Annotated in this window: 11 protein-coding genes; 3 read left to right on the forward strand and 8 right to left on the reverse strand. The window is 47.9% G+C overall.

Features of this window, described 5'->3' with window-relative positions:
• Positions 1–5: 5 nt before the first annotated feature.
• From FBQ74_RS10560 to FBQ74_RS10580, 5 genes are read right to left on the reverse strand one after another with little or no spacing between them, the layout of a single operon-like run.
• Positions 6–839 (reverse strand): glycosyltransferase family 2 protein, encoded by an 834-nt coding sequence (locus FBQ74_RS10560; protein WP_139756642.1) that lies wholly within the window; start codon positions 837–839, stop codon positions 6–8.
• Positions 839–1,873: a glycosyltransferase gene (locus FBQ74_RS10565; protein ID WP_168190648.1), complete on the reverse strand. Its 1,035-nt coding sequence runs from the start codon at positions 1,871–1,873 to the stop codon at positions 839–841. Before FBQ74_RS10565 ends, FBQ74_RS10560 begins: the two co-directional genes overlap by 1 nt.
• Positions 1,854–2,897 (reverse strand): glycosyltransferase, encoded by a 1,044-nt coding sequence (locus FBQ74_RS10570; RefSeq protein WP_139756644.1) that lies wholly within the window; start codon positions 2,895–2,897, stop codon positions 1,854–1,856. Before FBQ74_RS10570 ends, FBQ74_RS10565 begins: the two co-directional genes overlap by 20 nt.
• On the reverse strand, positions 2,894–3,913 hold the full coding sequence (locus FBQ74_RS10575; RefSeq protein ID WP_139756645.1) for a glycosyltransferase: 1,020 nt from the start codon (positions 3,911–3,913) through the stop codon (positions 2,894–2,896). The genes FBQ74_RS10570 and FBQ74_RS10575 overlap by 4 nt, the downstream gene beginning before the upstream one ends.
• Entirely contained in the window at positions 3,910–4,506 is a 597-nt protein-coding gene (locus FBQ74_RS10580; protein ID WP_139756646.1) for a glycosyltransferase family 2 protein, read from the reverse strand. Before FBQ74_RS10580 ends, FBQ74_RS10575 begins: the two co-directional genes overlap by 4 nt.
• 388 nt (positions 4,507–4,894) lie before the next feature.
• Between FBQ74_RS10580 and FBQ74_RS10585 the strand changes: the two genes are divergently transcribed.
• From FBQ74_RS10585 to FBQ74_RS10595, 3 genes are all read left to right on the forward strand, one after another.
• Entirely contained in the window at positions 4,895–6,436 is a 1,542-nt protein-coding gene (locus tag FBQ74_RS10585; protein WP_139756647.1) for an FAD/NAD(P)-binding protein, read from the forward strand.
• Position 6,437: 1 nt separating this feature from the next.
• On the forward strand, positions 6,438–6,863 hold the full coding sequence (locus tag FBQ74_RS19135) for a hypothetical protein (protein ID WP_232371904.1): 426 nt from the start codon (positions 6,438–6,440) through the stop codon (positions 6,861–6,863).
• A gap of 133 nt (positions 6,864–6,996) precedes the next feature.
• Positions 6,997–8,007: an NAD-dependent epimerase/dehydratase family protein gene (locus tag FBQ74_RS10595; protein ID WP_232371905.1), complete on the forward strand. Its 1,011-nt coding sequence runs from the start codon at positions 6,997–6,999 to the stop codon at positions 8,005–8,007.
• Between the two features lie 80 nt (positions 8,008–8,087).
• Here the strand turns inward: FBQ74_RS10595 and FBQ74_RS10600 are convergent, their stop codons facing one another.
• The 3 genes from FBQ74_RS10600 to FBQ74_RS10610 all read right to left on the reverse strand — a co-directional run bounded on the left by FBQ74_RS10600 (position 8,088) and on the right by FBQ74_RS10610 (position 13,292).
• Complete coding sequence (locus FBQ74_RS10600; protein ID WP_139756648.1) at positions 8,088–11,216, reverse strand: efflux RND transporter permease subunit; 3,129 nt, start codon at positions 11,214–11,216, stop codon at positions 8,088–8,090.
• Positions 11,209–12,474, reverse strand: coding sequence for an efflux RND transporter periplasmic adaptor subunit (locus FBQ74_RS10605; protein WP_139756649.1), 1,266 nt, complete (start codon positions 12,472–12,474; stop codon positions 11,209–11,211). The genes FBQ74_RS10600 and FBQ74_RS10605 overlap by 8 nt, the downstream gene beginning before the upstream one ends.
• Before the next feature lie 113 nt (positions 12,475–12,587).
• Complete coding sequence (locus FBQ74_RS10610) at positions 12,588–13,292, reverse strand: hypothetical protein (protein WP_139756650.1); 705 nt, start codon at positions 13,290–13,292, stop codon at positions 12,588–12,590.
• Positions 13,293–13,313: the final 21 nt, after the last annotated feature.

The following is a 13,313-nucleotide window of genomic DNA, read 5'->3' on the forward strand; positions in this document are numbered from 1 at the left end:
ACGCATTAATAAGGAGAAGTAGACAAGCACGCCTGCTTCTCTTTTGCTGTTGCATTGCGCATAAAGTTTACTTGCTCCTCATCGTGGCTAAATGCTACCAGCCCCATTTTTTCAAATGTTTTCAGCCAGCCATACATGGGGAAAAAACCGTGTTTTTGTTTAAACAAATTTGCATTTGCGCAAATATCTTCGGTGTAATTAACCGGTGGGCTATATTTCGTATGATACTGATGCAGTATATCGTCATCGATAAATATCAATGAAATAGCGGCCGAATCGAAACGCCTCGCAAAGTCTGTGTCCTCTGCTCCATAACCGCAAAACGCTTCATCAAAGCCACCAACACGCCGAAATATGGTTTTCCTGATGGCAAAAACCAGCGACCAGAAATGCTTATAACACACTGCCGTGTTACCCGGCAGCGCTTGCTGTTTAGGGTGCGCAACGCTCTTATCAAATAACCGCGCATAGTTGCCATGATTCGGCAAGTGTGAGAGGTACCTGGCTCTGGCTGAGACAACCACCTGAGCACTCAGCGCAGACAACAAAGTTTCAAACAAGGTTTGGCTGCAAATACAGTCTATATCTAAAAATACAACATTTTCCTGTGTAGCTGCGGCCATTCCCTTATTCCGCGCTTTTGCCAGAGGCAGCCCTTGTTCGCTCATTTTAAGAACATTGATATGCAGATTTAGGTTCGAAGGAGCCTGCCAGGCTTCATCATCCATTTTAACTACAATAATTTCCTGCGGAATACGGGTGCTGTCAGATACTGCTTCCAACAGATTATTAAGTTGCTGATAGCGCCCCTTTACCAGAGTGACCAGAGAAAATGTCATTAGAGCGTTTCCGTAATTAGCTGTTTGAACTCAGCCGCGGCACTGGGGTTATGCAGTGGCTGAAGCGCTGGTGGGGGTGCGTTGATCGCGTCTTCGACCAGTTCAATAAGATGTTTACTGTTGTTACCGGCCTGTTCGGGCAGGCAGTAGCGCCCTGCTCCTGCCTGCTGAATCATGATCGCTTTCGCCTCCTGTTCGCTATATGGACGCGGCTCGGGGATCAGAATGAGCTTTTTATTCAAATAAACCAGCTCAGAAATCAGATTGTTACCGGCGCTGCAGATAACAATATTGCCGACAATTGCACTTCCTACATTATCGGTGGAACCGAGTATGTGTATATTGTCGGAAAAGGGTACATCTTCAGGCCACTCCCCCACTACATTAACTGTAAATCCGTTTTGAGCAAGATGTTCGGATATAGCGCATCGAAGTTTAGTATCGCCAACCAGTACAGTAATAACTCGTGGCTGTGTTACGTCAACACGTGCAGTCTGACCAAAAAAGCCGAGGTAGTGCGTTTTACTCAGATGGCCGTAATCCTTAAGCTCCAGAGACTGAGGGTATGGTGCATACAGCGATTCTGCGCACTCATAGGCAAAAACCTGTGTAGGATCCTGCCCGGTGTAACCGGAATGTCGCTGCATGACTACTTTTACCCCGCATTGTCTGGCGAGTATAGTAAGCTCGGCGGATACATCGCTGATAAATAAATCGATATTCTGATTTACCAGCAATGTACAAAAGTACTGACTACGCGCTGCAGCTTCTTTATAAAAGCCTATACCTTCAAAGGCGCGGTCAAAAGTACGCTTTACAGAGGGAGAATTTGACGGCCATTTGGATGGTAAGATGAAAACACGGCTATTGGGGAAGTGGGTATTCAGCGCTGATGCCATCGCGTCAGTACCCGCTAAAAAGCTTACCTTTGCGATTCGCTCTATTGCGGGTATTAACGTACACATCCGCTTAAGGTGCCCTGTGCCGTGGTGATGGACATAGACCAGTATGTGCTTATTCGGACACGCGTGCATAAAGCGCCTCGTATCCGTCAACGGTGGAAGAAAAACTAAAACCCTGCGCGAACTGAAGTAATGCTGCCGCGTCGATTTCGCTGCAGTGCGCAAGTGCAGTGTTCCAGGTTTGCGGTGCATGTTTTTCTATGAGGAACACGCCTTTGTCATATCGTAATTCTTCCGGCACTGCTGTTTTGAACCCTATCACTGGTGTGCCACACGCCAGCGCTTCAAGCGACGCCAGACCAAATGGCTCTTCCCACAGAGATGTTGCTAATAAGGCGGTGGCTTGCTGATAAAGCGCCTTAAGTTCGCTGCTGTTAAGGTGCCCACAATAATGAATGTTCTCATCCAGCTCTCTTTCGATGTAGTGCTGATAATATTCTGTATCAGCACACGGGCCCGCAATCATCAGTGGCTTTCCCAGAGCGCGGGCTATTGTAATCGCTTCATGGGCACCTTTTTCGTGACATAAGCGCCCGCACCAGAGCAAAAAGTCGCGCTTTCTATCCTGCTGCTGAGGACAAAAGTAGTTGGTATCCACGCCATTTGAAATAACATTGATACCGGGGCCTGTAACACCTTCCCACTGATCCTTGAGCCGACTGGATACGGCAACATAAATATCATCGCCACGCTGGCGATTAAGGGTATGCACTACTGATAATCGGGGCGTGGCCGGGGAATGCAATGTAACGATGTTGCTACGCTCATGAAGACTCGCATACTCATAGATTGCATGATAATAACTATGATAATGAACAGCGTCATAATCGCCGGTGTCTATGAGGCCGAACTGCGCCGCCTGGTACTGTTTTTGTCCCTCAGGCTCGCTGGTTATATCGTCACACATGCGCACAGCCGACTCAGACAGCGATACGGTATTGAAAAGATTTGTTTCATCCGCCGCTTTGCAAATCACATCCACGCTGTGCCCCCGACGTACCAGCGCGTTTCCAAGCTGGACTACAAATGACTCGGTACCACCGGCAAACGGCGTTGTCAGATCTACAACAGGACTGGTAACCAACAAAATATTCATGCGATCGCTGCCAGTTTGTTCAGATAAGCATTGCACATTTTTGACAGTGGAAATAACGAGGCACGTTTTATTATGTCTTCGTGAGGCACCAGTGCAGTGGCGTTCATTGCCTCTGCCAGACTGGTAACATTATTGCCTTTTGCCAGCGCGCCACCGCTAACGCTGACCAGTTCAGGGAACGCGCCACGATTGAATGCAGCTACCGGTGTACCTGTTGCCATGGATTCGACCGTCGACAAGCCAAACGGCTCGTCCCAGCGGGTGCCAAATACCGCCATGCGTGCGCCGGCTAAAAGATCGCATACCTGGGGATGGTCCAGATGCCCGAGGTACTCAATGTCCTCTGACAATAACGGCGCTACTTTTTGCTTATAATAGTCCTGGTTAAAAACGGGCCCGGCTATTTTTAATCCGATACCGCTGGCGCGTGCAGCGTGAATAGCCAGATCGATACCTTTTGAAGGCGCGATTCGTCCGTAAGTTACCGCGTAATTCCCCTGCTGTTTTTGTGTTGACCATGCAGATAAATCAATACCGTTGTGGATGACGCTGATATCATCATTAATAAACGGTCGCCACATTTCCGCCACGCTGTAAGAGACCGCGTTATAGTGAACGTAGGGTGAGAATGAAGCCAGTTCAGCGCCCGCTTTTAATCGGGTATAAGGTGGTGTGTGAAGCGTTGTTAATAAGGGAAACTGGTTTTTACAGGCCCACACGGCAGGTATAGAACTTAGTGAGTTGTTATGGATAACATCGAAGCCCTGCCTCTGAATATCTTTCATGCACTTCAATATGAAGTCATTTTCAACAATATCCGGGTATTGCGCATAGGTGCTGTCATTAATAGCAAAAGTACGAAAATTGCCTTCCGTTTCACTATCCGGGTGTGCATAGAGCATTACATCACAATAACTGCCATAGTAAGCCATTAGCGATGCCACAAATGCCTCCAGGCCTCCGGCAAACGGTTGTTTGATGGCAAAGCGCGGAGAGGCTAACACAGCAACTTTCATGATGTTGCCCCGGGTCGGCCATGGGGCACCTTTTCTAACACCGGAATATCGATCATTTCCGGCTCAGCGATTTCGAAGGCTCTTCGTAATAAGTCCCAGTCGCCGCCCTCTTTGTCAGAAAATGGCAATAACGAAAGTAAAAACCGACGCTCGAAAATGACGGCTTCAAGGGGGTGCTGATACCCCGTTCCCCACTGTTTCTCACCATTAAATAAATGCGGCGTCACGGCGAATGTTTTTATATCGGCCTGGTCCAACATGCTGGCTAGCGCGCGTTCGTCAAACGTATCATCATCCGTTCTGAAGACCACATATCGGGTAGCTGCCAGATTACGAATCTGGTTATAGGCAGCGAAGCGGGAGTTGACGGTATGATTAATGTAACGCGCTGCACTGTTGACACTGTGCAAACTTTTTTCAAGCGGATTGGTATGTTTGTATTGTGCTGAGGAGTTATCAATAACCAGAGCAGGCTGACCGGTAAATGTATCGCTGAACGACTGAACATTTCTAAGCAGATTCTGGTTCATCTCGAACGTAACAAACAATGCACCAATATCTGGTGTCGCGTGGGGGGAATTATTGCTGTTCAAAGTTGCGTATTATTCCAAGCAGCTGCTCGATACGAAGCTTTGCTCTTAAGCGTTCCGTAGCTTTCCATGATGGCAGTTGCTCCAGCATCTTTTCAGCGCGCCGCAACTCTTCATTTATCGAATTTGTGTGTAGGGGGTTCATTGTCAGTATCGTCCGGGTAGTTCGAAGTGCTTCATCAGCATTCAACTTCTACGTCAAAATGATTAATTCACAAATCCTTAAAAAAAGGTTCACCACAAAAACCTGATTCATCCTTTTTTATGAAACATTTTGAAACCACCTTATTCATTAAAATAAGTTTCAATAAAAACTTAATAAACCTTTTAAAATTTCTGCGTAGTTATAAAAGGCATTCCACAAATTCAGCTTAATTCGGGAGCGAGTATATTGTCTGCACGGCACATTCTGGCTATCGTAGGTGCAGGCCCTACTACGCTAATGTTTTTAAATGAATTACTACAACTGACTACCGCTTTACTTCGGAACCTGGACATTACCGTTTTTGAAGCGTCTGATTCCCCGGGGCGAGGCTTCGCCTTTGGGGATGACGCGATCCATCCTTGTTTATTGAGTAACAATACACCTGATGAGATCCCGGTACTGACCATGCCTTTTTCACAATGGTACAGACAGGAAAATCGTAAACCTGAAAAGGCTGAAGATGTACACAGTAACGTAGTTACCCGCGCCGCTATTGGTGCGTATTTTTCATTTAGCTATAAGGTTATTTTTCAAAAGCTAATTGAGAGAGGTCTGGCTATTCGTCATGAAAAAAATACCGTGGTGGAAAATCTAAAAAGATGCACTCAAGGCATACAATTGTCATTAAATTCGGGTAACAGTGAATATTTTGAAAAGGTATTTATTAATTACGGCAAGGAACGGTCCGACGGAACACTTAACAATACCTTGCTACCCTACCCCGTAGCCCGATATGCGAACGCCTCATTAAAAACGTATAACGTGATTGGCACATCTCTGACCGGCATTGATTGTGTTACAGGTATTGCTCACACCCGTGGCGCGTTCACTTACCACAACAACAAACTGGTATACGATTCTCCGGAGAAATGGACAGTTAACCTTTTCTCCTCACACGGCACGTTTCCCCGAATATGGTATTCATCTCACTATAAAGGGTTTTTGAGTCGGTATTTCACACGTCACGCTAACCCAACTTACTACTGTTTTGATAACGCGTACCGCCACTTGTTTTTAGGGGCGTTACAGCGTTTTGCGCCTGGTGTGTTTTGCCAGGTAAAAACGCTTTCTTTCAAAGAAGCTTTAGACTTTATGGCGGGTGATGAACACGGTGTCGACCCCTGGCAGAAACTACATATTGAGCTTTTTTCGGGTCAGCTATCTCCTTATTCGGATTATGCACTGTGGCCCGTTTTACTCGAAGCATTCTTAGAAGCGATAGAGACTATTCAAATAGTTGTACAGGACCATAGCCCGGCTACAAGGGAAGTGAAAAGGCTTATTGCCTTTCATACAGCCGCGATTCCCGTACATAGTTGTGAAAAATTGCAGGCTTTGCACCGGGCCGGACGTCTCAGCATCCGGGCTAAGAAAATTCGTTCAGAGGACATTGTGCATGATAAATCACCAGATACTGTGTTCATTGATGCCCGGGGGAATCTTCCGCCTATCAATAACTGCCTGAATACAGACAAAATCGCTAAGGCTCTCGGTATAGCATCTATGGATAAAGCAAAGCTTTGCAGAGAACAGGCCTATGAGATTGTCGCAAACGGAGAAGCCAGCGCCATCCATCTGGGCTCTGCATACCTTATCCCGGACAAGCTCAACACACCCGGGCTTGACACCTGTCAGGATATGGCTAAATCGCAATTTCTTCATATTAAGAACTGGTTAGCTAAACCGGCCGTAATAACGCACATCAATAAAATACCAACGGCTACCTGAAATGTTCACCGCCATTTTACTTAGTGCACTTATGTCTCTGGCAGTTATTGTCTTTCATTATGGTGCGCTGCGAACGATCACCTCCGTTTCCAGAACGTTCAATTCTCACTTTGCAATGAGTATCACCGTAGTCAGTTTTCTGTTTCTGTTGCACTTAATTGAAATTGCCTGGTATGCGGCTCACATATACGCTGCCTACGAATACATAGGCATTATGGGATTTTCGAAGAACTTTGTCCCTGTGGCTCAGGATTATTTTCATATTGCCGCGTCTGGCTACACCACGCTGGGGGCGTTCTCGAACAGTCCTATTGATAATCTGGCGATTCTTGTTGATTTGACCTCACTGACCGGCTTTATGATGCTTACCTGGTCGGCTACTTACTATTACAACATTTTTTCAAACTCACATACTCCGAATTCCTGATTAGTGATACAGATTAGTTTCAGGTAGCGGTTAATTCACCGTAGCAATTAGCGTATCTGCCCCGCACTGCTTAGCTGGCGCAAACTGAATGGCTACATGATGCGTAGGGATCGCTATTAGTAATCAGGAGATCATGATGACAGATAAAATTGTATGTGTGGCCGGTGCCAGCGGGCTGGTTGGCTCAAATATCGTAAAACAGGCATTGCAAAAAGGGTATCGGGTCCATGGCACCATGCGCGATGCTAATGATGAGTCCAAGACAAAATATCTGATGGCGTTGCCTGGTGCGGCTGAGCGGTTAACCTTGTTTAGCGCTAACGCTGAAGATAGCAAAACGTTTGATGCACCGCTAGAAAACGCTGACGCAGTATTTATCGCCTGCTTTCCGCCTATTTATAAGGCAAAGGATGGCACACCGGCAAAAGAGCTGGACCGCGAGCGTGGGTATGATGAAATAATTCGCCCGGTCAGAGATGGCTGTTTAAATATCCTGGATGCGGCTAATCGACATGGCGTAAAAAGCGCGGTGTTGTGCTCATCGACCTCCAGTACGAATCCGCCACAACCCGTAGAAATTAAAACCGAACAAAATGCAGTGTCAGACGCAGAACATCAGATGGACCAGAAAAAATACACCGCTGCGGAGAAAATTGTCATGGAAGACGCTGCAGCCTATTTTTGTCAGAAACACGGCATACGCTTGTGTGTAATGCTTCCCACGATGATGACCGGACCGGTTATTATGCCTCAGCATCTTGAAGGCGACAGCCACGCTCGCTTTATTGAGATGCTAAATGGTAACAACACCCACCATGAGAGGGTGCCGGCTGGCTCAATGTCAATGTCGCATATTGAAGATGTCGCACAGCTTTTCATTGCTGCTTACGAGTCTGACAATGCACAAGGCCGGTATTTTGCTGTTTACGATAGCTGGAGCTGGCAGGCAATTTACGAAGAGGTTGCGAAACATGTACCGGAAAGTGCACTTCCCCAGCCGCTTGATGGCCAACCAGAACAGCCAACCCGGTTTGATTTTTCCCGGCGCAACAGCCTGGGTGTAAGCATGCGGGACATCCCTACTACGCTGGAAGAAACATTAAACTGGATGAAAACAGACCCCTTTAACGCGGTTTATCAGTAACCGTTCATGGCAGGCTGTTGGCGATACACTAACAGCCTGTCTGGTTTAATCTAATCATTCTCACCTGTACGCTCCCCCCTTTACTCAGAGGCTTTGGCAGAGTCCGTACCTGCAAGCTGACTGACAGATGATTTTATATCCTCAAGAATCAGATAAAAGCACGGCACGATGATGGACATGATCGCCGTAGCAAACACAATACCGAAGCCCAGCGAGATAGCCATAGGAATTAACTGGTAGGCCTGTCTCGATTGCTCAAGGATGATAGGTGTTAAGCCACCAAAGGTTGTCATGGTGGTTAACGCAATAGGGCGAAACCGCCTGACGCCCGCTTCCACAATCGCATCATATACCGGAATTTCCGTTGCCCTGCGGTTCGCATAATCAACCATAATCAGTGCGCCATTAACCACAACACCGGACAACGCCACTAAGCCCATCAGGCTGACTATTGACAGGTCATAGCCAAATAGCACATGGCCCGCCACGGCTCCGATTGCCCCAAAAGGTATAGCCAGCATCACAATGAACGGCTGGGTATAACTACGAAATGCAATAGCCAGCAAGCTATAGATGACAAACATCGCCATGGAGAAGCCAATCCACAACGTGGAAGTAGACTCGCGCATTTCTGCCTGTGATCCGCGAAAAGTCCAGGTCAACCCGGGGTATTCGTTAAGTAATTGTGGCAATACCTCCTGATTGATTGCATCAAGCACCTGATTAACCGCACCAGCAGGCTCCACATCCATGCCTACGGTAATAACCCTGCGACCGTCTCTGCGATCTAACGAACTATAAGACTCTGCTTCGTTCAGCTTCACCACATCCATGAGCGGGACTTCTCCGCCCGTCGGCGTTATCAGTACAAAGTTATCAAGGGTGCTTTGTTGTTCACGCTCTGCTCGCGGCAGTTTTACCCTGACTTCAACCTCATTAGTCCCCCGCAACTGGCGAAGCGCAACCGCGCCATAAAACGCATCACGAATCTGCCGCCCTACATAGTCAGGCGTTAACCCCAGCGCTTCACCCGCCGGTAAGAGCGTAAAATCCAGTTGCTTTTTACCGGGCCGATAACTGTCATTAACATCACGTGTTTGTGAAAATGCTTTCATCAACTGAACAAATCGCTGGCTGGCCTGGCCCAACACCGCAAGGTCGTTGTGGCTTAAGTCGACACTAATATCGTCACGCCAGCCGCCCGGTCCTCGTTCTGTTTCAAAGGTTATCTGGTTAACTCCGTCGATATCACCAATTTCATTGCGCCACAATTCGATAACTGCAGCGGCACTCATGTCCCGCTCATCCGGGGGCAGCAGCACAATTTCTACATCAATAAAGCTTTCTCCGCGAACGTTTGTCTTTATGCCTTCAGCAACTTCAAAAAGATTTTCCCGCTGAAACATTTCATACGTTGCGTTAGTGATATTTTGCGCAACCTCTGCCGCTTTGGCATCGGTGGTTCCTACAGGCAGACGAACACCGGCTTCAATTTCATTGGCTGCTTCTCTGGGCATCATAATTACCCCAAGATGATCGCTGGTAGCAAAAGCACCGGTCACTGCCAGTAAGCACAATGCACAAAGCAGCGTCAGATAGCGATGTCGCAGGCAGCGGGTAAGAAACGGTTTATAGCGGTTTTTGATAAAACGCTCCAGACCACTGGCAAATGAAGCTTTTATTCGTGCGACCATTGATGGAGCTTCAGACACTTTTTCCCGCTTGCTGTGCGCCAGGTGCGCGGGCAGTATGAATAATGCTTCAACAAGGGAAATAAGCAAAACGGTAATGACTACCGCTGGCAGCGGCCACCAGAATAAGCCGGTGGTTCCGGGCATAAACATGACAGGCAGAAAGGCGACTATTGTTGTCAGAATGGTAAAGGTAACCGGCGCGGCAATATCCTGCGCCCCTTTTATCGCGGCTGATAAGCCATCCATGCCCTGCTGCCGGTACTCATGAATGTTTTCACCCACCACGATGGCATCGTCTACCACTATGCCCAGCACCACGAGAAAGGCAAACATTGAAATCATGTTTATACTGACGCCGATCATGGGTAAAAACATGATGCCACCCACAAAAGAGATGGTCATGCCCATCATGATCCAGAATGCCAGTCGGTACTCCAGAAACAAACTCAGAATTATCAGCACAATTACAATCGCCATCCAGCCATTATCCAATAGCAAAAAAAGGCGATCGTTAAAATCCTCGGCACGGTTGCTGTCGATGCGGTAATTCACGCCTTCAGGCAGCGTGCTATCCAGCTCAGCGAATATGGTCTCCACGGTCTGTGCTATCTCAAGTGGAGACTGCTGGCCGACCCGGAATATTTCTATTTCAACACTTGGCTGGCGGTTGAACTGAGAGTGAAAGCCGGCTTCCTCGAAGCCATCATAGATGGTGGCAATATCCTTAAGGTAAACAATATCACCGGAGACATTAGTGACCACCGGGATCTGGCCGTATTCTTGTGCCCACTGTTTACGCTCTTTTACGCGCACAAGAATTTCACCTTCATTGGTTTTTATCTCGCCGGCGGGAACATCCTGCGAGGCCTGTTCAATCAGGTCAGCCACCTGTGAGAGCGTTATGCCATATTGTCTTAAGGTTTGTTTGGGTATCTCTACATGCGTAACGTAATCGGGTACACCGCCAATTTCCACCTGCGTAATAGCAGGCTCACTGACCAGCCGATCCCGAAGTTGCTCTGCCAGTTTACGCAACGTCCAAATATCCACATCACCGTAAAGTCCGAGCTCCATCACATCACGCTGCTGAACCTGCATTGTCACTTCCGGCTCTTCAGCATCAACCGGAAAAGTTCTGATGCGATTAACCGCCTGATCAATATCCTGAAAGGCTTTCATGCGATCCAGGCCAGAAACAAGTTCCAGCGATACTATACCGCTTCCTTCACGGGCCGTTGACGTCATCTCCCTGATACCCTGAACGCCTCTCACGGCCTCCTCAACGGGTTGCAATATCCCTTTCTCAACCTCTTCAGGTGACGCCCCCGGGTATTCTACGACCACCTCGACGATACCCAGCTCAAATTCAGGGTACACTTCTTTTTGAATGGTAAAGGCTGTAATGACACCGCCGCCCAATAGCACCAGCATTAGCAGGTTGGCCGCAATAGAGTTTCCCGCCATCCAGGCGATAGGGTTGAACCGACTGCGCTGAGTAGTGTTGTCGCTATCCATGCGAAACTACCTGGTCTGCCGCTGAAGATTGAGCATTGTCTGACTGTTGTTGGGTTATCTCGCCGGTAACGTTAACCGGAACGCCATCGCGAACCACCGCCAGATTAGTGGTAATAACCTTATCCCCCGGCGCTATCCCCTGATTTATGTACGCGTATTGTTCGTCTCGGTAAGCAACAGATACATCTTTGATTTTAAGTGAATTACTTTGTGCCACCCATACCGTATTGTTGTTTCTTACATAACTGATTGGCAGGCGGACAACATTGGAAAGTGTTCTGGCAGGAAGACTGACCCTGACATAGCTGCCTGCAATGACAGGCGCAAAAGTACCAGCTTCGTTATTGTCACGTTGGATGAGTAGCGGGTCATCGACTTCAATCAGTACCGTTGCCATTCTGGTTTGCTCATCAAGCGTAGTGATGACTTCTTTGATTCGGCCCTTTCGCGTAACATCTTTTCCCCAGGCCGACTCGTTTGCTATTGTCGCGCGTGCCATCGGGTCTGCACCAGTCTGGTTGCCTGCGGCGCTACTGTCTGCCGTGGCCAGCCATTGTAACTTACTGGAGGGCAAGGCCGCTTCAATCCAGTAAGTTTTGGTACCTACAACATTGGCAATAGTATCGGCAGGGCTGACCTGAGAACCCAGATTCACGTCCTGACTGATAACCTGACCAGTAAACGGCATTTTAATCACAGTACGCGCCAGGGCGAGCCGGGCTTCGCGCACTGCGACTTCAGCCTGCTCAAATTCGGCCCTGACCTGTTTTAATTGCGGCTCCCGAAGTATTAATGCGCGATTTTTCTGAGGAACATCGCGCTCGAGTGTTGCCAAATCATTGCGTGCAACTTCCTGCTCCCCCATTTCAATATCCAAAAGCGCCTGTGCCCGTGATAGATCGGCCTGAGCACGTTCAAGGGCAAGCTGATAATCTTTTTGATCAAGCTTTACCAGCCACTGACCTTCCTCGACGATACTGCCTGGAACAAAACGTTTGGAAATGGCGGTAATTTCACCAGATACGCGTGGTCGCAGCATAACGTCCCTGGCAGGGACAACTTCCCCCATTGCTGTAATTCGAGGGGTATGCTGACTGGACGTCGCGGTCATGACTTTGACAGGCATGGCACTGCTTTTAGTTGCGCCATCCTTCTCTGCAACTGGCTGGGTCGAGTAAACGGTAGTCACCGCGATAGCAGTGACAGCTACAACAACCAACCCAATCAGAAATGATATTTTGTGAGATTTTCGGAACATAATTAGCTTATTTTTCAAAACTATAATGTTCGGTACGTCAGTAGTCCTGAATAGGACTACTGACAATATTACAGGTTATTCACACTCGGTTAACATGCATAAATACCTGAACGCTATTCGTAATCAGTACCCAACGCATCGTGTTGGGATTGTTCAATCACATCGCTATTCGCCTTTTTCGGCTCAGGCGTCTGTCCGGCTTCCAAAGCACGCTCTTTCTCTTCTTTCGCTATAAGCTTTTCCCGCGCTTTTTGATTTGCCAGACGCTCAGCATCGTCCATTTCTTTTTGAATTTCCTTGTTATATTTTTTCTGAGTAGCACGGGCTTTCTGCTCGGCCTTTTTCGCTTGTTTCTCGCTTTCTCTTAGCGCTTTTTCAGGCTCGCGCTTTTCTTCACGCCACTCTTTAGTCAGCTCCCTTTCGCGCTCAGCATCCTCACGTGCAAGTTCGGCCGTTTCCTTGCGTGCCTCACGCTGCGCTTCTTCTACATCTTTTCTTGCTTCACGCTGTGCTTTTTCAGATTCACGTTTTTCTTCACGCCATTCTTTAGTCAGTTCTCTTTCGCGCTCAGCATCTTCACGCGCAATCTCAGCTGCCTCTTGGCGAGCTTCTCGCTGCGCTTCCCGCGCGTCTTTTTCTGCTTCACGCGCCTGCTCTTCCCAATCCTTTCTGGTCTCACGTTTCTGTTCTTTAGCCTCTTTTCTGGCTTCCTCCATCTGCTCATTCTGTTGAGCCAGTGCATTATTAGCAAACGTAGTTGCTCCCACCACACCCGCTGCAAGTAGTGTAGCTAAGATCAAATTCACTTTTCTGTCCATTTTACTGATTCCTGTTTTACA

The organism is Salinimonas iocasae (genome assembly GCF_006228385.1).
In the GTDB taxonomy this organism is placed as follows: Bacteria; Pseudomonadota; Gammaproteobacteria; order Enterobacterales; family Alteromonadaceae; genus Alteromonas; species Alteromonas iocasae.

Coding starts and splice junctions, on each gene's coding strand:
- FBQ74_RS10560 (WP_139756642.1), bottom strand. CDS start 839: ATGACATTTTCTCTGGTCACTCTGGTAAAGGGGCGCTATCAGCAACTT.
- FBQ74_RS10565 (WP_168190648.1), bottom strand. CDS start 1,873: ATGCACGCGTGTCCGAATAAGCACATACTGGTCTATGTCCATCACCAC.
- FBQ74_RS10570 (WP_139756644.1), bottom strand. CDS start 2,897: ATGAATATTTTGTTGGTTACCAGTCCTGTTGTAGATCTGACAACGCCG.
- FBQ74_RS10575 (WP_139756645.1), bottom strand. CDS start 3,913: ATGAAAGTTGCTGTGTTAGCCTCTCCGCGCTTTGCCATCAAACAACCG.
- FBQ74_RS19135 (WP_232371904.1), top strand. CDS start 6,438: ATGTTCACCGCCATTTTACTTAGTGCACTTATGTCTCTGGCAGTTATT.
- FBQ74_RS10595 (WP_232371905.1), top strand. CDS start 6,997: ATGATGACAGATAAAATTGTATGTGTGGCCGGTGCCAGCGGGCTGGTT.
- FBQ74_RS10600 (WP_139756648.1), bottom strand. CDS start 11,216: ATGGATAGCGACAACACTACTCAGCGCAGTCGGTTCAACCCTATCGCC.
- FBQ74_RS10605 (WP_139756649.1), bottom strand. CDS start 12,474: ATGTTCCGAAAATCTCACAAAATATCATTTCTGATTGGGTTGGTTGTT.
- FBQ74_RS10610 (WP_139756650.1), bottom strand. CDS start 13,292: ATGGACAGAAAAGTGAATTTGATCTTAGCTACACTACTTGCAGCGGGT.